This is a genomic window from Rickettsia massiliae MTU5, assembly GCF_000016625.1.
GTDB lineage: Bacteria > Pseudomonadota > Alphaproteobacteria > Rickettsiales > Rickettsiaceae > Rickettsia > Rickettsia rickettsii.
On the sequence record NC_009900.1, the window covers coordinates 497168 to 518516 of the forward strand.

The following is a 21349-nucleotide window of genomic DNA, read 5'->3' on the forward strand; positions in this document are numbered from 1 at the left end:
TACTACCAGTCTAAAGCTCCTTTCTTCCATTCATATATGAACCCGATAATAAGTACGAATAAGAAAAACATCATTGAGAAAAAGCCTATTTTACCTATCGTATTAAGACTAATAGCCCAAGGCACTAAAAATGCAATTTCAAGATCAAAGATAATAAATAAAATAGCAACTAAGTAAAAACGTATGTCAAATTTTGATCTTGCATCGCTAAAAGGCTCAAAACCGCACTCATAAGGTTCTAGCTTATCTTTATTATATTTTTTTGTCGATAATAGGTTAGGTAGAATCATTATTAAACCGGAAACCAATACCGCAATACCGAAAAATATAGCAATCGGTAGATATTCTTGTAAAAGTTCTGAGTTTTGTAGCATATGTTTTTTATTATATTTTTCCGTCATTGCGAGAAGAATTGCGCAGTAATTCGACGAAGCAATCTCCAGGATATTTGATGAGATTGCCACGCAGCCTACGGCTGCTTGCAATGACGTAGGTTTAATGACACTTAACTCTATATTTACCTCAAATAGCATCAATTATCAATGACAATATCAGGTTTAACTAGTAGCTTCATTAAAACTAGTACCCAAATACCGCTTGATATCCACCATATTTGCCAAATATTATATGAAATCATGCCGATAATATAGTAATTTATAAAACATGCATAGGAAATTGCCTTGAAATTTTTATTTTCGAGATTACTAATTTGTTTGAGATATTTATAAACTAAGCATAAAAATAATATTAAACCTATTATACCGAGTTCAAGAGTAATTTGTAATATATTATTATGAGGATGAAGCGGCAAAGGATGCCATTTTTCTCCATTGTAATCGATCATTTCACTATCACCAGCTTCGATATATTTAGAAGAAGCTAAGCCATAGCCTAAAATCGGCTTTTCAATGATTTTGTTTACGACGAAATGCCAAATAAATAAACGATGAGCAGCGGAAGGTTGTGTAGCTAAATATTTTTCAGATAAATCTCGTGGTTCTATTTGTTTAGCTAGCACAGGAAATAGTAACGAGCCGGTAATTAAACTTATTGCGATTAATTTGAAAAATATCGGTTTCATAAATCTTGTTACAATAAATATTACTCCTCCTATACCGAAGCCTAAAAAACTTGCTAAACTATCGGAAATACTTAGTAAATAAAGCACTAATATATATAGCATTAATGCATATCGTTTTTTACCGTTAGAAAGTAAAATTATAATCGCTACCCAAGCGGTAATTGAAAGTAAAGCACAACCACGATCTAGCATATATAAGCCAAAACTAGCTTTGAATATTCTTGTTAAAAATCCATAAGAAGAATATTCGATGAAGAATAATAATATTGCTGTGAGAATTCCGAATATTAAGACTTTTTTAAGCTGTAGGCGATTTTGAAAAGGAGCAGAATTACTAACTGCAAAGCCAAGAAATAAGAGTATAAAAACTTGAGTAAAAGTAGCTAAGCTATTAATAAGATGAGTTGCGAATAAACAAGATATAAAGCACCAAGTGGTGAATAACATTGTCATTCCGCTAGTTTGTAGCGGGATCCAGTCTTTTTTTATTTTTTGGATACCGTGGTCAAGCCACGGTATGACATTGTTACTGGATTGCCACGCTCCTTTCAGTCGCTCGCAATGATGATTATTAATACCTCGCAGGAATGATATAAGCAAAAAAATTGTAACAGTAGCTGCAGCTGATAAGCCCGCCAGCATCCCAAGGCTTGGAATTAAAAATATTAAACTTGAAATTAAATATTGCATCTAAAAACAATCTTTAGCAAAAATTTCGTAGATTGGGTGTTCAAACATTGAAAGTGAAATGCTTGAAGAAATCATCCATCCTTGAAAGAGTAAATTAGGATCTTCGTCTATTTTATATTCCGTTATGGTCATCAACAAATAATTATCTTCATTATATGGATCAAGGTTTTTTATACATCTGTGCAATTTGATTTTTATATTACCGAAATATTTTTCTTCCCCGACTTTAAAATCTATCTCTTCAGAAGTAGCAGTAATGTTATTTAGAGCAATAATTTTGCCATTTGTATAATTCTTAAACTCAGCACTATCATTAATATTATCGTTTGGATTTAAAATAGGATGATTTTCATCAAGAGGGATAAATACGTCATTTTCAATGTCTTCGGTTGTAGTAACCGACTCTAAATTTTCTGCGAATATAGGAAAATAAATGCATATAGTAATGATAAAAATAATTTTTAGTAATTTCATAGATAAATATATTATTTTTCAAAATTATATACTATAGGGGATTAATGGCAATGATAATTTATGATAAGGTTTTAAGGTCATTGCGAGCGACTTCAAGGAGCGCGTGGCAATGCCTGAGATTGCCACGCTCCTTGAAGTCGCTCGCAATGACGATGTGTGTAGGTACATGCTCCACTCTAAAGAGCTCTTAAATTCTATTTTACGACAGGATTTTCATAGTTTTATAATTAAGGTATTTAATACTATTAATCCTGGAGCGGAGTATTATCCAAGTAAGTATATAAGAATAATTACCGATTATTTAAATGCCGTGCAAAGCGGTGATATTAATCGTTTAATAATTAATATACCGCCAAGGAGCTTACAATCTATTTGTGTTAGCGTTGCTTGGCCTGCTTATTTATTGGGGGTTAATCCTACCAAAAGGATTATGGTTGCCAGCTATTCTCAAATACTTAGCATTAAACACTCACTAGATTGTCGGTTCATTTTAAATTCTGATTGGTATAAAGAACTTTTCCCAAATACTATCCTTAGTAAAACCCATAATCAAAAAAGTAAGTTTTTAACGACAGCTCATGGCTTTAGATTTGCAACATCGGTTGGAGGATCGGCAACAGGTGAGGGCGGTGATATCTTAATTATCGATGATCCTCATAACCCCACGCAAATTCATTCTTATAAAATACGTAAGAAAGTTATAGATTGGTTTGAGCAAACTTCTGTTAGCAGACTAAATAATCGTAATAAGGGAACGATAGTTTTAGTTATGCAGCGTCTGCATACGGATGATTTATCCGGTTATCTACTTAATAATAGCAATTCAGGGCATCATTTAAAAATTCCGGCGATTAGCATTCAAGATTACTCCTTTAAATTAATGAATAAAGAATATCAATATCTTAGTGGTAAAGTATTAGACAGCTATAAAGAACCTCCTGATTGTTTAATGAAATTAGAGCAGGAAATAGGTAGCTATAATGATAATGCTCAATATTTACAAGAACCGATAGCACAAAGGTCATCGTTACTGAATATGGAAGATATTAGCTTTTATGAAAATCTACCTTCAAGATTTGATTATTTTGTGCAAAGCTGGGATACGGCAATTAAGATTTCCGAAGATTCCGATTATAGTGTTTGTACTATATAGAGGGATTCTGGAACAGAAATATTATCTAGTATCATTAGTACGGAAAAAAATTAATTATCCTAAGCTTAAGAATTTGACGGAAAAATTAGCTAGAGAATATCAGTCACAATTTATATTAATCGAAGATAAAGTAAGTGGTCAACAATTGATTCAAGATATAGGATTTTTAGGTGGTAATATTAGAGTGATAAGGATTAAGCCAAGATTTGATAAAGTTACAAGATTCGCCTCGGTAGTTCCTTTATTTCAATCAGCTAGTGTCCTAATACCTAAAACAATCAAGCATAATTTTAAAGGAATTACTGAATTTTTCCCATATTAAAAATGACGATATAGTAGATTTAGTTAGCCAGTTCTTGAATTTTATGAAGGATAAATCGTTTAAATATTCTGCAAGGATTAGGAGTGTAATATAAAAATAGTTGCTTTTTTGTATGGATGTTGGTAGTATTCATGTCATTCCCGCGAAAGCGGGAATCCAGTAAAAATACAATTATCCGTTTATGGATTCCTGCTTTCGCAGGAATGACATAGGATTGTGGTATGACACTGATTAGGCTGGGTAGCAAAGTGGTAATGCTGTGGACTGCAAATCCGCTATTCGTCGGTTCGATTCCGACCCTGGCCTCCATTATAGAAATTAAAACATCTTATGGAATTTATTTCGCAATTCCTAGAAATGCTTTTAGCCGAGAGAGCATTGTCAAAAAATTCCATACTTAGCTATAAGCGTGACTTATTCGATTTTCACAATTATCTTGCTACACAAAAATTATCCGAATTAAATATTACTACTGAGAATATTAGAGACTGGATTGAGTATCTAGCAAGTAATGATTTGCAAGCACGCTCAATCAACAGAAAAATCTCAACTATAAAAAGTTATTATAAATTTTTAATTAGCGAAAACCATACCGCTTTTAATCCGGTTCTTAACGTAGATTTGCCCAAATATCAAAATAAACTTCCCGAAATATTATCTATAGATCAAATTAAATCGTTACTTGAACATTGCTCTCAAGATAATTCTCCTGAAGGTATCAGGCTTAATGCTATGATTCATTTGCTTTATGCTAGCGGTTTTAGAGTCTCGGAGCTTGTGAGTCTTAAGCTTGCTGATATTCTGACTAATAAAACGTCTAAAGGAGAAGTAAGAAAAATATTTTCGGTACTTGGTAAAGGTAATAAGGAAAGAGTCATAGTAATAAATGAACAGGCAGTTATCAGTATTGCTAAATATCTTGCAATTAGAGATGTTTTTGTGAATAAAGCTAAACCAAGAAATCTAATTTATTTATTTCCCTCATCAGCTTTAGCGGGTTATATGACTAGGCAAAATTTTGCTATTCTGTTAAAATCTGCTGCCCTTTATGCAGGACTTAACCCTGAGCATATTTCTCCACATATATTACGTCACAGTTTTGCAAGTCATTTGCTTGAGGGCGGAGCAGACTTAAGAGTAATTCAAGAACTGCTTGGTCACGCTGATATATCTACTACCCAAATATATACTCATCTTCAAACTAATCATCTCAAAAAAGCATTGTTGCATCATCCTCTCAATAAAAATTAATTTATCTTAATCTTCTCTAAAGTACTTGTTGATATTTACGTAACTAAATATAATACTACTTTATTAATGTAAGGAATAAATTATATGAAGCTAAAAGAAATTATGATCTCTTGTATTAGTAAACCTAGAGAAATTGAAAAAGAATATTCTAGATTAGCTCAAAAGAAAGAATCAGGATGCAATGTTTATGCCGGGTTAGGATGCAAAAATCAAGAAGTAGAATTTAGCAACTATTATGAGTTACTTAAAAAAATTCAACAAGGAGCAATAACTTTAGAAGTTCTAGAAAATTTAAGGAAATTAAAAGTAGATGATAAAAAATCTTTTCTAGCAGATGCAGAAGAGATAATATCTAACAATAGGTTACATGAGCTTAATGAAAAAATAATGAAACATGCTTTAGATTTAGTTGATTCTAAAGATGCAGCTTTTTTACTTCGTAGAACAAAAGAGGATAGTATATTTCGAGATCTAATATATTTAGAAGCAAAAGAAAACAGGTTTACTGTAGACATTGATAAAAAAGGAACTTTGAAAATTAACTTTCCTAGTGGGGTACTTGAGCTTTACAAGCTATTAATTGATAATTTCTATTTGAAAAAATTTGAGGAGGAGGAATTGCAGAAAAAATTATATCAAGAATTATTACCTGATTTTAAAATTCCTTTTGAAGAACTAATGGAACAAAAGGAATTACAGAAAAAATTATATCAAGAATTATTACCTGATTTCAAAATTCCTTTTGAAGAACTAAATTTTTTTGAAAATTTTATTGAATGCTTAAAAGAATCTTATATTAAAAATAGTTTAGCACGAAGCATAATGGGTTTATTTGTAAGTAGAGATATTAAAGCACATGCTGTATGTGAAGAATTACTTGAATTAGATACATTTAAAAAATTATTTGAGGCAAAAATGTCATTATATGGAACTTCTGCTGATTCTAAATTATTAGTGGTTGATTATGTATTAAATGATGTAAAAGGTGTTTATATTAGCAATTTAGCATCTTCAAATATTTTAGATTTAGTAATGCATAGTCAATCGAATAATGAAACAATAGAATCAATAGAAATTTTAGGTAATAGCTAAGGACCAGTATGACTTGCTAGATACTGTTTTAAAGTTTTGATTATAAATATAGTAAAAACATCTAGAAATTAATTTAATCTACCATTAATATTTAAATAATTATAAGTTAGATTAATACTAAAAATATGGCTCCAAAAAATAAAAAAGAAACAGTGAATACTGAAACAAAAAATTTAGCAAATTTAGTTATCCAAGAAATAGGTGACGAAAATTTTGATTTTGGTGTTTTGCAAAAGATGCAGCAGGCTTTTAGTACTGCAAGTAAGCAAAAACAAAGAGAAGCTTTTATAAGTTTGTTAGATAAAAAGCTTAATAAAGAGCAATTACATAAACTCAATCAAGCAATAATGGAAAATGCAAATGAATTAATGCCGGATAACGATCCTAATTTCGTTTGTCGTACTCCTAATAATAAAGTTTTTCAAGAAATATTATTATTGGAAGCCAAACGCTCAGGTATGAAAGCAAAATTTAATGATAAAGGAGAATTACAATCTCTTGATGTAAAAGATATAACACAGGGAATATTAGATCACTATCGTATTTTACAAGAAAAATTTTATCCCAAAAGAGATTCTAAAGATTTGATAGATAGTAGAATAGCTCAAAGTATTAATTTTTTATTATATGCTCCACTTTTCCGAGAATCAGATATATATACAAAATTAGGTTTAAAATCTGCTGAGATAGAGCGAGAAATACAAGATCCTAACGGTAAGTATGCTAAACAATTAGTAGATGCTAAAATAGGAACTAATATAAATTTTAATGCCAAAGAAAATTTAGAAAATAAAGTACATGAAGGAAAAGAAACTAAGATATCTTCAATAATTGAAAAAGCAATAACAAAACTCGAGAAAGACAAAAAAGTAAATATTGAAGATAAGAGACAAGGAGAAATAAAAAGGCATTTATCTAAATCCCTAGAAGGAGCTTCTGATTATATATTAACATTCAAAAAAAATGATTTAGTAGATGTAATATATCAAGGATTAGATAAAAGACAAACTTGGTGGTCAAAGATTGTTAATTATATAGGTATAAAATCATATTCCATTTCTAAAGAAAATCTTGAGAAAATAGGCACAATAATAAATAGTGAAATGAAAAATTCTCATACTCCTTTAAAGATAGAAGTACAAGAACAGTTAGAACAAATCTCAAAAGAGTTAAATAGATTAAATAATCCGGCATTGCCGTCAGAGGCTAAAAAGGCTCAGGCAAAATCTAAAAAACCGCCTGTTCCTCCAAAACCTGAACGCCTCAAAAAAAGAAATCATGGATTGTGATGATTTTGTTGTATGACTTGAAAAAGTTGTCATCCCATGATTTATTCACGGGATCTAAAATACTAATATTATTAGTATTTTTTATTGTTTTTATGGACCCCGTGGTCAAGCCACGGGGTGACACAGTGGATTTTATTGGTCCACACAAGCAAGCCTTTTGCGGGAATGACATTAATCCCTACAATAATTTATAATTTATTACTTCCCATAATATTATAACCGCAATCTACATAATGGATTTCACCGGTAACACCTTTAGATAATTCACTAAATAAATATACTGCTGCTCCTCCTACATCTTCTTGGGTAGTATTACGTTTTAACGGTGCGGTTGCAGCGTGAGATTTAAGCATAGTACTAAAATCACCTATTGCACTAGATGCTAAAGTTTTGATAGGTCCTGCCGAAATAGCATTTACCCTAATATTATTTTCTCCCATATCGTTTGCTAGATATTTTATACTAGCCTCAAGTGCAGCTTTGGCTACTCCCATAACGTTATAATTAGGTATAACTTTTTCAGCGCCGTAGTAAGTTAATGTCACAATGCTTCCGCCGTCATGCATTAAGGCTTCTGCGGACCTTGAGAGTTCTAAAAGAGAGTAACATGATATATGTAAAGAATTATGAAAATTTTCTAAGCTAGTATCAACATAACGTCCTTTTAATTCATTTTTATCGGCAAAAGCCATACCGTGAAGTAAGAAACCGAAGCTACCCCATTTCTCTTTTATATCATCAAATAAATTACTAATTGATTTTGGATTCGTAACATCAAGTTCGCTAACAAAATTACAACCTATTTCCTCAGCGAGTGGTTTCACTCGTTTTTCTAGTACTTCCGATTGATAAGTAAACCATAGCTCTGCTCCGTGTTTTTTAGCAAGCTGTGCAATTGCCCACGATATTGACATATTATTTGCAATACCTGTAATTAAGCCTTTTTTTCCTTGTAGTAATCCTGTAGTCATTTATTTACTCATTATATTAAAACTTGCTGAAATGATAGCATGATGTATTATTTTGTAAACAAATAATCGATAAAAATGTATAAACCTAAAATCATATGTTTACTGCTAGGAATATTAAGTGGTTTAGTTTTTGCTCCGACTTTCTTTGTACCGGCATTATTAACGTTATCTTACTTATGTTATATAGTTCAAAAATCCGAAAATTGGCAAGAAGCCACAAAATTTGGTTATTTATTCGGTTTTGGGCATTTTTTAAGTGGAATATATTGGATAAGTATCGGTGTTAGCGTTTATATTGCAGATTTTTGGTGGGCAATTCCTTTTGCGTTATTTGGACTACCTATAGTTTTAGCTTGCTTTATATCGGCAAGCTGCACGCTTAGTTTTTTTGCTAAAAATAATAAATATTACCAATTTATATTCTGTTTATGTTGGGTATTATTTGAGTGGGTACGTTCGTGGATTTTTACCGGTCTTCCTTGGAATTTGATTGGTTATGCTTTTTCGTTTTCAGATATTTTAATACAGCCTTTAAGTATAATAGGGATATATGGGCTTAGTTTTATAGTTATATATATTGCTACATCAGCTTATCCTTTATTTAGCAAGCAATTTACTCAGTTAAAAATATTACTAGCTAGTTCAGTCCTAGTATTAACCGTAATTGTCATTTACGGAGCAGTAAGGCTAAGTAATAACCATACAAATTTCACTGATATAAAAGTACGATTAGTGCAACCTTCAATACCTCAAACCGAAAAATGGAATGAAGAAGAATTTTGGCATAATTTAATGCTACATATTAATTTATCGGAAAATTTGGAACCTACCGATTTAATTATTTGGTCTGAGGCAGCATTAGTAGTAGTACCTGATGATATACCGCAAGTTAAATCAAAATTATTAAAAATGCTAAATTCTACAAATGCTATTTTGATAACAGGAGGAATTTCGGATAATAAAAAACAAGGTGATGAGTTTGAACTTTACTCAGCTATGTATGCTCTTGATAAAAATAATCATAAATTATTTGAATACCATAAATCACATTTAGTACCTTTCGGTGAGTATATGCCCCTTAAAAAGATACTACCGTTTAAAAAATTAACTCATGGTTTAATTGATTATAAAGAAGGAAACGGAGGGCTTGTTTATCTTGAAAAATATAATCTTAAAATTAAACCTTTGATTTGTTATGAATCTATTTTTCCTGATTTTGTACGGACGAATAATGAAATAGCCGATGTAATAATTAATATTACAAATGATGCATGGTATGGTAAATCAAGCGGTCCATATCAGCATTTTCATATTAGTAGAAGTAGAGCCGTAGAGAACGGTTTACCTATGATTAGAGTAGCGAATAACGGTATTTCAGCTATAGTAGATCCTTTTGGCAGAACAATAAAAAAACTAAATCTAAATGAAATAAATTATACTCAAGGTTTAATTCCTAAAAAACTAATCTCTCCCACTATATTCTCGCAATTCGGTAATTTTACTATTCTATTACTCATCGTTTTTATACTTTTAATTAATTATTTATTAGCCTTGATTCTTGATAACCAAAGGGTTTTAGCATTATTATATTAAATTTTTAATAAAGTTGCTTGATTAAATATAAAGTAATATATACTACATTTAAAGTTGAATAGACTTTATTAATAATTAAAGCTTATTGTTAAAATGAATGATTCAATAAAACATCCGGACAAACTCGCAAGTGAACGTTTAAAAGAATGACGTCTTGCTGTAGGTATTAGCCAAAAAGAATTAGGCAAGCTTTAGATATTAGTGCTCTCCAAGTTAAAAAATATGAAGAAGGTTTAAGTAATATACCTATAAGTAGGTTATATGTTTTTGCAAAAGTTTTAAATACGCCTTTAAAATATTTCTTTAATAGTTCTGAAGAAGAAAAGTTAAAAGCTGACGATGAAAATACTCCTAATAATAAAATTGAATATCTATTCAAAGAAATAGAAAGTGATTTCTTAAATAATATTGCTGAAGAAGAAGGGCAATATGAACATGACGTCTCGTTTGATTATCAAAAATTATCAAGGACTATGGAAAGAGTACTTTTATCGTTAACTAGAGCATTTACTAAAGTACAAAATCCAAATATTAGAAAAATAATCATTGAACTTGTCAGATCAGTATCGATACCTTGTGAATAATATTTAAATTTTCATTGACTTAGCATTACCACAGTATTAATTTTTGTTAAGGTTTAGTAAATTCTGAACCGTCAACAATTATTAAAAAATATATTGGAGGAAGTTTATGAGTAAAAGTAAGGCTATCGAAAATAACGGTATTAGTAATACCAATAGTCCAAATGGTAAATATATGGCTCCAAGACCGGAAGGAGTAAAACCTACCTGTGTAGTAATTACTTATTCTGTAAGCAAGGATATTAAGGCTGTTCGTGAAGTATTGGATGAGCGAGGTGCAAGTGTTCATTACATAATTGATAAGGATGGGACTCAAAAAGAATATCATAATGATTTAACAGATCAAGCTTTTTATGCGGGCAAGAGTAGTTGGAAAGGAGAAGTAGGTGTTAATAAGTTTGGTATTGGAGTCATGCTTATTAATGATGCAAAAAGTGATTTTCCTGAAGAGCAAATAGGGAAATTAAAAGAATTTCTTAAGGATGTAACAGAAAGATATCCAGATTTAGATTTAAAAAATGATTTAGTCGGTCTTGGTGAAGTAACTGTAAACCGAGAAGGAAATGCTCATATAGCTCCTGGATCAAAATTTCCTTGGAAAGAATTAGCTGCAGCTGGTTTTGGTAGATATTTTGAGACTACGCAAGAGCAAAAGAGTGAATTATTATTAAGTCTTGATAGTACTGGAGAAAAAGTTAATATTTTACAGGAAAATTTAAAAGAATATGGCTATGGAGTAGAATCCACAAGTACATTTGATCAATTTACTCAGCAAGCAGTGAGAGTATTTAATGATCGTTATGGTACAGGTTTACCAAACGAAGAGCCGCCTGTAAGTTGGACTGAAGCAGGTCAAGATGTTCTATCGCAATTACTAGGACAAACGGTATTAGAACAAACAGAAAATGCATAGTTTAAGAAATGAATTCCTTTTTCATTTTGCAAGCCTTGTTGCAATGGGTACTGAATCGTCATTAAGAGGATGAATGGCTTGTTTAGGTCATTCCTGCGTGGATTGATTCTACCCCTGTCATCCCGCGCGACTTGATCGCGGGATTCAGTTTAAAATACTAAAAATTTAGTATTTTTAAATTACTTTTATGGATACCGTGGTCAAGCCACGGTATGACACCAAATGCATTTTTCGATCCACGCAACAATGTTATGCGGGGATGACATCGAGTAGTTTTTTTGTAGCCGTGCAACAACTTTATGCAATAATAACGTTTCGTAAAAGCGGTCATGACATCGAAGTATAGGCTATCTCAAGTAATTCTTTTAGGCAATACTATTTATTGGTTATTTACAGATAGCCTCTAAAGGTAGAGCTTTCTTGACTATTTAGCTTCTAGTCAAAGAAAGATAAGTTTTTTATCTTTAACTTTATATTGCTACAGTTAAAAATATTTATGATATCTTTAAAGGTTAATAGTTTAATACAAAATTGGCGTTGGCGTAGATAATTTTTTGCGTTTATGTGTTTGCTATATGCAAATTTAAATTTTGATTATTAAATTATAACTTATAACAGAATATTAAAATGTTTATCTCTAATATTTTTCAAAAATTTTTTCTTTTCTTTTTGTTTTATTCATCACAGCTGCAGTTTATGCGGATCAAAAAAAAGTAGCAGTCATTGTTCCACTTGAACATGCCGCAATGACTGAGATTATATCAGGAATTAAAGAGTCGCTAAAAGATATAGATGCAGAAATTATAGTTAAAAATGCTCATGCTGATTCTAATATTTTACTTGCCATTATAAAGCAAATAACAGATCAGGATATTGATGTAATAATTCCAATAGGCACGACAGCCAGCCAAACTGTTATTTCTCATATAACAAATAAACCGATTGTTTGTGCTGCTGCTATGATTAATAGTAAAAACCTACCTTTCGTTACCGGTGTTAACGATGAGATAAAAATCACTGACACCATTAGTAAATTACCTTTTTTACAGAATATCACTTTAATTTATAGCAGTGGCGAGAAAGTGATACCTGAAGTAGAAATGTTAAAATTATATGCTGGAAAAAACAATATTTCTCTGCACACGGTAATGATACAACATTTTAATGATATGCCTGTGGCTGTAAAAAATGCTCCTGAAAATACGCAGAGTTTTATAATTTTGAAAGATCATTTATAATAGTCAGTGGGATTAATATTTTAAAGCAAGAAGCATTTAAACGCCGTATTCCGATAATTGCTTCCGATGAAGGTTCGGTAATTCGCGGGGCAACTATTGTGGTAGGAGTACAAGAGAAGCAAATAGGCGTAGAAGCAGGTTTAATGGCAAAAAAAATCTTACAAGGAATAGAACCGCAAGATATTCCATTTAGGGATATGAAAGACTTAACTTTATTTATTAACCTTAAATCATTGGTTAAACAAGATATTCTTACTAAAGAAAATTTATCCGTACTTCCTTTCACGCGTAAAGAACTTGAAGAGTAGTAACATGCACATTTTAGTTACTGCTCTTGAGCAATCCTTAATAATGCTGCCGCTTATTTTAGGGATGTATATAAGTTATCGGATTCTCAAAATTACCGATCTTACCGTAGACGGTACTTATGTACTTGGTGCGGTAGTGTTTGCCCGCAGCCTTTCATTTGGGTTATTTCCTGCATTAATATTTGCCGTAATAGCAGAGGCGGAATTATAGGCAGTATAGTTAGTTTTATGCAGAAGAATAACCGCATTAACGGGCTTATAGCCGGAATACTTGCAAGTTTTATGCTTTATTCGGTTAACTTACAAATTATGCAGCGTCCTAATATATCGGTTCTTGGTATGCCGACTCTATTATCTATATTAGATCTTGAAAATTGGTTAATACCTTTAGTAATAATCAATTGTCTTATTATATGTTCAGTTATAATGTTATTAAAAGGTAAGCTCGGTTTATTTCTTCGTGCTTTTGGTTTTAATAAAGATTTATTGATTAATTTAGGAAAACCTGCCGAGCTTTACCGTACTATCGGTCTTAGCATAAGTAATTGTTTGGCTGCTTTAACCGGTACTTTATCTGCACAAGTAAATGGTTTTGCCGATATTAATATGGGTTTCGGGGTGGCACTAGTCGGTATCGGTGCGATTGTTATAGGGTGTCATATTTTAATCCATGCTAATAATTTTAATGCGTTTAAAGAGATATTTTCTTGTTTGATAGGTATATTATTTTACTTTATTGCTCTGGGCGTTTTACTCCGAATTGGCATCGATCCCATAAATCTTAAGCTTATTTTAGGGATAGTATTGTTTATTTCGTTGAGTTCTGTAAAAAGAGAGGCTTTATGAAACCTTATTTATATGCAGAAAATATACAGTTCAAAGTTAAAGAAAGAACCGAACCTATAATTGCTGAAACTACTTTAAATATTGCTAAAGAAGAGTTTGTTGTAATATTGGGTCATAACGGTAGCGGTAAGTCTACTTTAGCTAAAATACTTGCCGGCTATTTAAAACCTACTAGCGGGAAAGTGTGTCTAGATCAAGTCAGAATCGATAAAATATCTAAAGGACAAAAAGCTTCTACATTAGTTACATTAACACAAAAAGCTGAAGAGAGGCTATTTACCGAGCTAACCCTTGCAGAAAATATCATTTTGTGGGAAAGTAGATTCTCTAGTAATGAACAGTTAACAAGTAGCGAGTTGTTAGAGCTTACAGGTTCGCCTAAACGCTTTTTGCCTTTACTTTCACAGCCATTAGGTAAATTTTCCGGCGGAGAAAAGCAGATTATACTGCTGGCACTTAGCATAGCTCATCCACCTAAAATATTATTTCTAGACGAACATACGGCAAATTTAGATCCGAAAGCTTCTTTGGAAGTGATGAAAAAAAACAGCACAGATTATAGAGAAACATAAGATAACTGCCGTTATGATCACGCATAATTTAGAAGATGCCGTAAATTACGGCAAAAGGCTTATAGTCTTAGATAGTGGTAAGGTAGTACTAGACTACCTAAAACCACCGGGTTTTTCTTTAAAAGAACTTCAAGAGATTTTAAATTAGAATTGAATATCTGCACCTATCTGTCCGGTTAATTCAGTACCGAAAGAATATTTACAAATATAATCTATTAACTCTGCTCTTGTATCTTCATTAATACTAATCTCAATTAATATATTAATAATGCCATCTTTATCTTCACCGTTTTTAAGACGTTGCATAACATCTTTTAATAATTTTTCGTGTGTATTTTTTGCAAACCCTTCTTCATCCGGTAAATCATAATTATAATCATTAACATCCATGTCTTTATAATTTTGTTGGCTGATTTTGCACCCAAGTATTTTTGTATGGTGTTAATTTTTAATTGCTCATTAATATGAGAATTATATTTTTTTAATGCATAAACTATCTTTTCTTTATCAACACCTATCTTTACAAGTTCTGCTATACTGTGATCGAATGGATTACGCAATAGAACACCTTGTCCTATATCAGCACCTTTAGATATTAACTTCTCAAGTAACCATTTATCTCTTGATGTTAGTGCGTGATTAAAAATTGACTCACCACACGCATTAATGTTAAGATTAACGTTATTATTTAAAAAGAAGTCCAGTAACGTTTTATTTTGACCTGATTCATGCTTTAGTAGCAAATAGAAAAAAGGTGTACCGCCATAATTGTCTACTGTATCAATTTCACTGTCGGGTTGTAATAAAATTTGAGTTATTTCGTGCTGTTTAGAATAAGTTGCATAATGTATAGGTATACGTCCCTTTCCATCTTTAATATTAACATCCACATTTTTTTCAAGTAAAAAGCTCCTTATGTCCTATTGTTGCCGCATATATGTATAGGTGAGTATAGATATTCATGCTCAACTTCAAAACTTGCCCCTTTGTCTAATAAAATTTTAGCTATTTCTTTAGTGCTTGCATAAAATAATGCCGTATTTCCTTTTGCATCTAAAGCATTAACATCGGCACCTTGTGAAAGTAAAAGTCTAACATTATTTACATTCCCTATACGTGCGAGCATTATACATAATATTTTGAATTTCTGCAAGCTAATAGTTAATTTTTAACTATTTATTAGATTTTGAATAAAACCAAACGAGGAGTAAACAGATTAGAAGACCGATATTTAAGAGTAGGTTATACTCTGTCATAGAAATACCAAAGATTTTGATGGCGGGTTTCGTGCAGGACGTGATTGGCTGCGAGTAGAACATTTGTTTGATGTGTTGTATAGACAAGCCTTTTGGGATACGAATCATTGATGAACAAAGAGCACTTGGTTGTACTATGCCTCTTTCTACGAAGCTATGATAGGTTGATAATATGCAAGAGCTAAGGATAGTTAGGAGAATGAATATTAAAGTATACTTACTTAACTGTCGGATGATTAAAGCAGTTAAGCAAATTTTGATTAGGGTTAAATAGGGAAATCGTTCGTAAACGCATAAAGGACAGGGTGTATAATGGAATATATATTCAGCAATATAAGCGGTAGCAAGTGCTATTATAGAAATTGCAATCAGTCCTAAATGTAGAACTTTATAGCTATCTTTTCTGATGTAATTTATAATAGTATTAAATGGCATGGTTTTTTTTGTTCTTAATGTCATTACGAGCGACTACCAGGAGCGTGGCAATCTCAGGAAGTTTGATGAGATTGCCACGTCGCTTCGCTCCTTGCAATGATGGCGTTTAATTTGATATTTTACAAATAAATAAATTTAGTATATTGTCACTGATTATTAATTAAAGTGCAAGAAAAATAAATGTCAGAAATTTGGGAAGATGCTATTAAGTCAAACGCGTGGCCTTTTGTTGAGGCTAAGAAGATATTAGACAGCTTAAACGGTAAAATTCCTGAGAAGGGGTATGTATTATTTGAAACGGGTTACGGTCCTTCAGGTTTACCTCATATCGGTACTTTTGGTGAAAATGCCCGTATGGTGATGGTACAGAAAGCATTTGAGCAATTATCCGATATTCCGACTAAACTAATTTGCTTTTCCGATGATATGGACGGGCTTCGTAAAGTACCTAGTAACATCCCAAATCCTGAAATGGTGGCACAGTATATGGATATGCCGCTTACTTCTATCCCTGATACATTCGGTGAATGTGAAAGTTATGGGCATTATATGAATGCAAAGCTTCGCTCATTCCTTGATAAATTCGGCTTTGAATATGAATTTTATAGCAGTACTAACTGTTATAAAGCTGGTATGTTTGATGAGATGCTGATAATGGTGCTTGAGAAATATGACGAGATAATGGAGCTAATGCTACCGACTTTTAGAGAAGAGCGCAAGGCTACCTATTCACCTTGCATGCCTATATGTCCGAAAACAGGTAAGGTATTGCAAGTACCTATAGAGAAATGGGATGCTAAAGCAGGCACTGTAACGTATAAAGACGAAGCCGGTAATTATATAGAAGTACCGGTAACGGGAGGGCATTGCAAATTACAATGGAAGCCGGATTTTGGTATGCGTTGGGCTGCGCTTAAAGTCGATTATGAGATGTACGGCAAAGACCATTTGGCAAATGCTCGTCTTTATTCGGAAATTTGCCGAATCCTAGGAGGAAAGCCGCCGGTGCAGTTATGTTATGAGTTATTCTTAGATGAAAACGGTGAGAAAATATCAAAATCAAAAGGTAATAGTATTAGCGTTGATGATTGGCTTAAATGTGCTCCTGTTGAAAGTATGGCATTATTTATGTATCAAAATCCGACTAGAGCTAAGCGTTTGTTTTTTGATGTAATTCCTAAAAATGTTGATAAATATATTACTTTTAACCAGAAATATCATTTAGAAGAGGATAGGGCAAAGCGTTTTGCAAATCCCGTTTATCACATCCATCACGGAAATGTACCGCAAATTGAGACTTTTGGAATTACCTATTCGTTGCTTTTAAATCTGACTTCTGTGTGTAATCCTTCGGATAAATCGGTGCTTTGGGGATTTATTAGCAAATATGAGCCAAAAGCAACTCCAAATACTAGCCCTTATCTTGACCATTTAGCAGAATTTGCTATAAGATATTATAATGACTTTATTAAAGCACATAAATCATATTTATCTCCTTCTGAAAAGCATAAGGTTATTTTGCAGGATATATTAGATATGTTATCTGATATAGCTGATCAAACCGAAGCTGAAGCAATTCAGAAAGCAATATATGATATAGGAATGAAAGCAGGATATGAAAATCTGCGTGATTACTTCAAAGATTTATATCAAATATTGCTTGGACAGAATGAAGGTCCAAGACTTGGGACTTTTATAAAGCTTTACGGGGTGCAGGAAATGAAAAAGCTGGTTGAAGGGCAGTTGTAGCCATTCCCGCATGGGTATCTAAGCGTCATTGCGAACGAACGAAGTGAGTGTGGCAATCTCAGGAAGTTTGACGAGATTGCCACGTCGCTTCGCTCCTCGCAATGACGTTAAAATAAAAACTATTAACAAATGAATGAAATTTTTTGTAGTACGTTACCTATTTTTTTAATTACGCTGCTTGGTAGTATTATCAAAAATAAATGGTTAACTTCAGAAGAATTTTGGCGTGGTATTGAGAAGTTATCGTATTTTGTACTATTTCCTGCCATGCTGTTTAATTACGTATCTACTGCCGATTTAAGTGTTGCATCCATAAGTAAATTAGTAGCAGCTCTTATTATATCCACTATTCTTGTATCCATCGCTCTTATAATTTACCAAAAAAAATACAACATAGATAAAGTCCAATTTACTTCCATTTTTCAAGGATCGATTCGTTATAATAGCTACATTTTTTTTGGGGTAAGTAGCCCCTTGCTTGGTCCTAGCGGGCTTTCAATCGTTGCCGTTATTTCTTCTTATATGATTATTTTTACCAATATTTTATCGGTAATGATTTTCGCTTATTATATCCCTAATAAATCCGTTACTAATACTATTAGAACTAGTTTTGTTTTAATGATGAAATTAATTGTGCGTAATCCGTTAATTATCGCAAGTTTAGTAGGATTCGTTTTTAATTACTCAAATCTTGAATTACATTTAGGGCTTAAGAAAACGTTAGATAGCCTTTCTAATGCCGCTTTAGCTATCGGTATGCTAAATGTTGGGGCAGGGCTTAATTTTACTATTAGACAAGAGCTTTTACATAATGTAATGCTTACAAGCTTTGTTAAATTAGTTGCATTTCCTCTAGTTAGTGTAGTAGTACTATGGTTAATGTCTATTGACGGATTAGATAGATCGGTAGGAATATTATATAGCTGCCTTCCATGTGCGAGTACGGCTTATGTTTTATCTCGTCAACTTGACGGTGATCCTGATTCTATGGCGTCGATTATAACATTTACTACTTTTTTCTCGGTAGTTACTATATCAATTATTATGTATATAATGGGGTGAATTTACCACGTCATTGCGAGCGACTGAAAGGAGCGTGGCAATCTCAGTAAGTTGCCTGAGATTGCTTCGTCGACGCCCATTGCGTCTGCTCGCAATGACGAAAAACCAAAACAAACAAATAAAACAGGAATTTCTAAAATGGATGAAATGAATAAAATAAATTATGCTAAGGCCCTTGAATATCATGAAAAAGATAAGCCTGGTAAGATCGCTATTTCTGCAACAAAGTCTTTAGTTACTCAGCAAGATTTATCACTTGCTTATTCCCCAGGGGTTGCGGCTCCTTGCCTTGAAATTGCTAAAAATTTAGAGGATGTATATAAATATACTGCTCGTGGTAATTTAGTTGCCGTAATCTCTAACGGTACTGCCGTACTTGGGCTTGGTAATTTAGGAGCTGCCGCTTCAAAACCGGTGATGGAAGGTAAAGCGGTACTATTCAAAAAATTTGCTGATATTGATGCAATTGACTTGGAAGTGAATACGGAAGACCCTGAAGAATTTATTAATGCCGTGAAGTATCTCAGGTATAGTTTTGGGGGTATTAATCTTGAAGATATTAAAGCTCCGGAATGTTTTATTATAGAAGAAAAATTAAAATCTTTAATGGATATACCGGTCTTTCATGACGATCAGCATGGAACGGCGATTATTACCGCCGCAGGGCTAATAAATGCTGCGTATCTTACTAATCGCAAGCTTGAAGATTTAAAAATCGTAGTTAACGGAGCAGGTGCAGCAGCTATTGCTTGCATTGATTTATTAATTGCTCTTGGAGCCGATAAATCAAAGATTATTGTATGTGATACTAAAGGCGTTGTTTACAAAGGACGCCTAGAAGGTATGAATAAATGGAAAGAGCTATATGCAAGTGATACCAAGTTTAGAACTTTAGCAGAAAGCTTAAATAACGCTGATGTATTTATAGGGTTATCGGTAAAAGGGGCAGTAACTAAAGATATGGTGAGTAGAATGGCAAGTAATCCGATTATTTTTGCTATGGCTAACCCTGATCCGGAAATTACTCCGGAAGATATAAAACTTGTGTGCGATGATGCGATTATAGCAACAGGGCGATCTGATTATAATAATCAGATTAATAATGTTATGGGATTTCCTTATATTTTTAGAGGAGCATTAGATGTAAGAGCTAAGACTATTAATACGGAAATGAAAATAGCTGCAGCAAAAGCCATTGCAGATTTAGCCCGTAGACCTGTACCGGAAGAGGTGTATAAAGCTTACTCAGGGCGTAAGATGGTTTTTGGTAAGGAATATATCATTCCCGTACCGTTTGATCCTCGTTTAATTACCGTAGTAGCAGCGGCGGTTGCCATTGCTGCAATAGAAAGCGGCGTTGCTAGGGTTAAAGATTTTAGTATAGGTAAATATAAGAAAGAATTAGGTAGCAGATTAAATCCTACTGCTAACTATATGAATTTCTTAGCTGAAAAAATTCATAATGCACCGCTTAAACGGATTGTTTTTGCTGAAGGTGAAGAAGAAGAAGTAATTGCTGCTGCTCTTATGATGCGAGACAAGAAATACGGTCATCCGATTATAATTGGTCGTGTTGAACGAATTGAGGCTACGTTAAAAAAGATAGGTCAAGCTATTAGCTTAGACGGAATTCAAATAATGAATGCGGCCTTAAGCGATAGTTTAGAGAAATATACTGATTATTTATATAAAAGACTTCAGAGAAAAGGTTATTTATACCGTGATTGTGCAAAGCTTGTTAAAACTGATAAGAATATTTTCGCTGCTTGTATGTTAGCATGCGGTGACGGTGATGCTCTTTTAACCGGTGTTACGAAAAGTTATATCGATAGTTTAGAAGATATCATGAAAGTCATTTCACCAAAAACTAATCGTAGCATCCTTGGCTATTCAATTATGATTGCTAAAGATAATAATATTATTATTGCCGATAATTGTATTACAGAATATCCAAACAGCTGGGAACTTGCACAAATAGCAACCCAAACTGCAGAAATTGCTAAAAATATGGGAATCACTCCTCGTGTTGCACTTCTTTCTTTTTCAACATTCGGTAATTCTTCTAAGGCAAAAACAGCTCGTATTCGTGAAGCAGTAAATATACTAGATAATTTTAGCAAAGACAAAGAAGAGCTGAGCGGCATGAAGGTAGATTTTGAATATGACGGAGAGATGTCGGTTAAAGTGGCTTTAGATGGTGATTTACGTAAATTATATAAATTTTGTAGATTATCAGGATCTGCAAATGTATTAATTATGCCTGGTTTAAATTCAGCTGCTATTTCTACTGAGTTGTTACAAGCATTTTCGTCAAACAGCTTTATAGGTCCTATAACAAACGGTTTTGAAAAACCCGTTCAAATACTTCAAGCTACAGCAACAGCTAATGAAATACTAAAAATAGCAACTTTTGCTTGCGTTGAAGCTATAAAAGAGGTTTAATTACTATATCTTTAAAATCAATTAACTTGTG

General features: G+C 32.6%; 16 protein-coding genes, 1 tRNA gene and 4 pseudogenes. 14 read left to right on the plus strand and 7 right to left on the minus strand.

Annotated features, from left to right (window positions below; all coding sequences use genetic code 11):
- Positions 1 to 2: 2 nt before the first annotated feature.
- The 3 genes from RMA_RS02680 to RMA_RS02690 all read right to left on the minus strand — a co-directional run bounded on the left by RMA_RS02680 (position 3) and on the right by RMA_RS02690 (position 2245).
- A complete protein-coding gene (locus RMA_RS02680) occupies positions 3 to 374 on the minus strand; it encodes an NADH-quinone oxidoreductase subunit A (RefSeq protein ID WP_014365940.1) in 372 nt (123 codons plus the stop codon).
- Between the two features lie 158 nt (positions 375 to 532).
- Positions 533 to 1771, minus strand: coding sequence for an O-antigen ligase family protein (locus RMA_RS02685; RefSeq protein WP_012152690.1), 1239 nt, complete (start codon positions 1769 to 1771; stop codon positions 533 to 535).
- On the minus strand, positions 1772 to 2245 hold the full coding sequence (locus tag RMA_RS02690; protein WP_041404621.1) for a DUF2155 domain-containing protein: 474 nt from the start codon (positions 2243 to 2245) through the stop codon (positions 1772 to 1774). It lies immediately after the preceding gene.
- A gap of 109 nt (positions 2246 to 2354) precedes the next feature.
- On the opposite strand from RMA_RS02690, the gene RMA_RS02695 reads away from it, so the two are divergent.
- From RMA_RS02695 to RMA_RS02715, 6 genes are all read left to right on the plus strand, one after another.
- A complete protein-coding gene (locus RMA_RS02695; RefSeq protein WP_238375548.1) occupies positions 2355 to 3398 on the plus strand; it encodes a terminase in 1044 nt (347 codons plus the stop codon).
- A complete protein-coding gene (terL, locus tag RMA_RS10780) occupies positions 3301 to 3720 on the plus strand; it encodes a phage terminase large subunit (RefSeq protein WP_238375549.1) in 420 nt (139 codons plus the stop codon). The genes RMA_RS02695 and terL overlap by 98 nt, the downstream gene beginning before the upstream one ends.
- Positions 3721 to 3954: 234 nt before the next feature.
- Positions 3955 to 4029: transfer RNA gene (locus tag RMA_RS02700), tRNA-Cys, on the plus strand.
- Positions 4030 to 4050: 21 nt separating this feature from the next.
- Entirely contained in the window at positions 4051 to 4971 is a 921-nt protein-coding gene (gene xerD / locus RMA_RS02705) for a site-specific tyrosine recombinase XerD (protein ID WP_012152692.1), read from the plus strand.
- An 84-nt stretch (positions 4972 to 5055) separates the two neighbouring features.
- Positions 5056 to 6063: a DUF5410 family protein gene (locus RMA_RS02710; RefSeq protein ID WP_041404622.1), complete on the plus strand. Its 1008-nt coding sequence runs from the start codon at positions 5056 to 5058 to the stop codon at positions 6061 to 6063.
- Positions 6064 to 6188: 125 nt separating this feature from the next.
- Positions 6189 to 7352, plus strand: coding sequence for a DUF5410 domain-containing protein (locus RMA_RS02715; RefSeq protein WP_041404623.1), 1164 nt, complete (start codon positions 6189 to 6191; stop codon positions 7350 to 7352).
- A 188-nt stretch (positions 7353 to 7540) separates the two neighbouring features.
- On the opposite strand, the gene fabI is transcribed toward RMA_RS02715, so the two are convergent.
- Complete coding sequence (gene fabI / locus RMA_RS02725) at positions 7541 to 8323, minus strand: enoyl-ACP reductase FabI (RefSeq protein ID WP_012152695.1); 783 nt, start codon at positions 8321 to 8323, stop codon at positions 7541 to 7543.
- A gap of 75 nt (positions 8324 to 8398) precedes the next feature.
- Between fabI and lnt the strand changes: the two genes are divergently transcribed.
- From lnt to RMA_RS02755, 5 genes and pseudogenes are all read left to right on the plus strand, one after another.
- Complete coding sequence (lnt, locus tag RMA_RS02730) at positions 8399 to 9916, plus strand: apolipoprotein N-acyltransferase (RefSeq protein WP_041404625.1); 1518 nt, start codon at positions 8399 to 8401, stop codon at positions 9914 to 9916.
- 690 nt (positions 9917 to 10606) lie between these two features.
- Positions 10607 to 11410 carry an N-acetylmuramoyl-L-alanine amidase gene (locus tag RMA_RS02740; RefSeq protein WP_041404627.1) on the plus strand — a complete coding sequence of 268 codons (804 nt, stop codon included), beginning with the start codon at positions 10607 to 10609 and terminating at the stop codon, positions 11408 to 11410.
- A gap of 627 nt (positions 11411 to 12037) precedes the next feature.
- A pseudogene (locus RMA_RS02745) lies at positions 12038 to 12956 on the plus strand (ABC transporter substrate binding protein).
- Positions 12957 to 12960: 4 nt separating this feature from the next.
- Positions 12961 to 13802: pseudogene (locus RMA_RS02750) on the plus strand (ABC transporter permease).
- Positions 13799 to 14522, plus strand: a pseudogene (locus RMA_RS02755) (ATP-binding cassette domain-containing protein). The pseudogenes RMA_RS02750 and RMA_RS02755 overlap by 4 nt, the downstream one beginning before the upstream one ends.
- Before the next feature lie 44 nt (positions 14523 to 14566).
- On the opposite strand, the pseudogene RMA_RS02760 reads toward RMA_RS02755, so the two are convergent.
- From RMA_RS02760 to RMA_RS08220, 3 genes and pseudogenes are all read right to left on the minus strand, one after another.
- Positions 14567 to 14799 (minus strand): annotated as a pseudogene (locus RMA_RS02760) (hypothetical protein); the annotation flags it as partial.
- 488 nt (positions 14800 to 15287) lie between these two features.
- Positions 15288 to 15500 (minus strand): ankyrin repeat domain-containing protein, encoded by a 213-nt coding sequence (locus RMA_RS02770; RefSeq protein ID WP_041404628.1) that lies wholly within the window; start codon positions 15498 to 15500, stop codon positions 15288 to 15290.
- 46 nt (positions 15501 to 15546) lie between these two features.
- Positions 15547 to 16065 carry a disulfide bond formation protein B gene (locus tag RMA_RS08220; protein WP_081427919.1) on the minus strand — a complete coding sequence of 173 codons (519 nt, stop codon included), beginning with the start codon at positions 16063 to 16065 and terminating at the stop codon, positions 15547 to 15549.
- A gap of 180 nt (positions 16066 to 16245) precedes the next feature.
- On the opposite strand from RMA_RS08220, the gene RMA_RS02775 reads away from it, so the two are divergent.
- The 3 genes from RMA_RS02775 to RMA_RS02785 all read left to right on the plus strand — a co-directional run bounded on the left by RMA_RS02775 (position 16246) and on the right by RMA_RS02785 (position 21318).
- Positions 16246 to 17814 (plus strand): lysine--tRNA ligase, encoded by a 1569-nt coding sequence (locus RMA_RS02775; RefSeq protein ID WP_012152699.1) that lies wholly within the window; start codon positions 16246 to 16248, stop codon positions 17812 to 17814.
- A 129-nt stretch (positions 17815 to 17943) separates the two neighbouring features.
- Positions 17944 to 18876 (plus strand): AEC family transporter, encoded by a 933-nt coding sequence (locus RMA_RS02780; RefSeq protein ID WP_012152700.1) that lies wholly within the window; start codon positions 17944 to 17946, stop codon positions 18874 to 18876.
- A gap of 138 nt (positions 18877 to 19014) precedes the next feature.
- On the plus strand, positions 19015 to 21318 hold the full coding sequence (locus RMA_RS02785; protein WP_041404974.1) for an NADP-dependent malic enzyme: 2304 nt from the start codon (positions 19015 to 19017) through the stop codon (positions 21316 to 21318).
- Positions 21319 to 21349: the final 31 nt, after the last annotated feature.

What these genes read in the sequence shown, in the direction of transcription:
- RMA_RS02680 (WP_014365940.1), bottom strand. Translation starts at nt 374, where the DNA reads ATGCTACAAAACTCAGAACTTTTACAAGAATATCTACCGATTGCTATA.
- RMA_RS02685 (WP_012152690.1), bottom strand. Translation starts at nt 1,771, where the DNA reads ATGCAATATTTAATTTCAAGTTTAATATTTTTAATTCCAAGCCTTGGG.
- RMA_RS02690 (WP_041404621.1), bottom strand. Translation starts at nt 2,245, where the DNA reads ATGAAATTACTAAAAATTATTTTTATCATTACTATATGCATTTATTTT.
- RMA_RS02695 (WP_238375548.1), top strand. Translation starts at nt 2,355, where the DNA reads ATGCCTGAGATTGCCACGCTCCTTGAAGTCGCTCGCAATGACGATGTG.
- terL (WP_238375549.1), top strand. Translation starts at nt 3,301, where the DNA reads ATGAAAATCTACCTTCAAGATTTGATTATTTTGTGCAAAGCTGGGATA.
- xerD (WP_012152692.1), top strand. Translation starts at nt 4,051, where the DNA reads ATGGAATTTATTTCGCAATTCCTAGAAATGCTTTTAGCCGAGAGAGCA.
- RMA_RS02710 (WP_041404622.1), top strand. Translation starts at nt 5,056, where the DNA reads ATGAAGCTAAAAGAAATTATGATCTCTTGTATTAGTAAACCTAGAGAA.
- RMA_RS02715 (WP_041404623.1), top strand. Translation starts at nt 6,189, where the DNA reads ATGGCTCCAAAAAATAAAAAAGAAACAGTGAATACTGAAACAAAAAAT.
- fabI (WP_012152695.1), bottom strand. Translation starts at nt 8,323, where the DNA reads ATGACTACAGGATTACTACAAGGAAAAAAAGGCTTAATTACAGGTATT.
- lnt (WP_041404625.1), top strand. Translation starts at nt 8,399, where the DNA reads ATGTATAAACCTAAAATCATATGTTTACTGCTAGGAATATTAAGTGGT.
- RMA_RS02740 (WP_041404627.1), top strand. Translation starts at nt 10,607, where the DNA reads ATGAGTAAAAGTAAGGCTATCGAAAATAACGGTATTAGTAATACCAAT.
- RMA_RS02770 (WP_041404628.1), bottom strand. Translation starts at nt 15,500, where the DNA reads ATGCTCGCACGTATAGGGAATGTAAATAATGTTAGACTTTTACTTTCA.
- RMA_RS08220 (WP_081427919.1), bottom strand. Translation starts at nt 16,065, where the DNA reads ATGCCATTTAATACTATTATAAATTACATCAGAAAAGATAGCTATAAA.
- RMA_RS02775 (WP_012152699.1), top strand. Translation starts at nt 16,246, where the DNA reads ATGTCAGAAATTTGGGAAGATGCTATTAAGTCAAACGCGTGGCCTTTT.
- RMA_RS02780 (WP_012152700.1), top strand. Translation starts at nt 17,944, where the DNA reads ATGAATGAAATTTTTTGTAGTACGTTACCTATTTTTTTAATTACGCTG.
- RMA_RS02785 (WP_041404974.1), top strand. Translation starts at nt 19,015, where the DNA reads ATGGATGAAATGAATAAAATAAATTATGCTAAGGCCCTTGAATATCAT.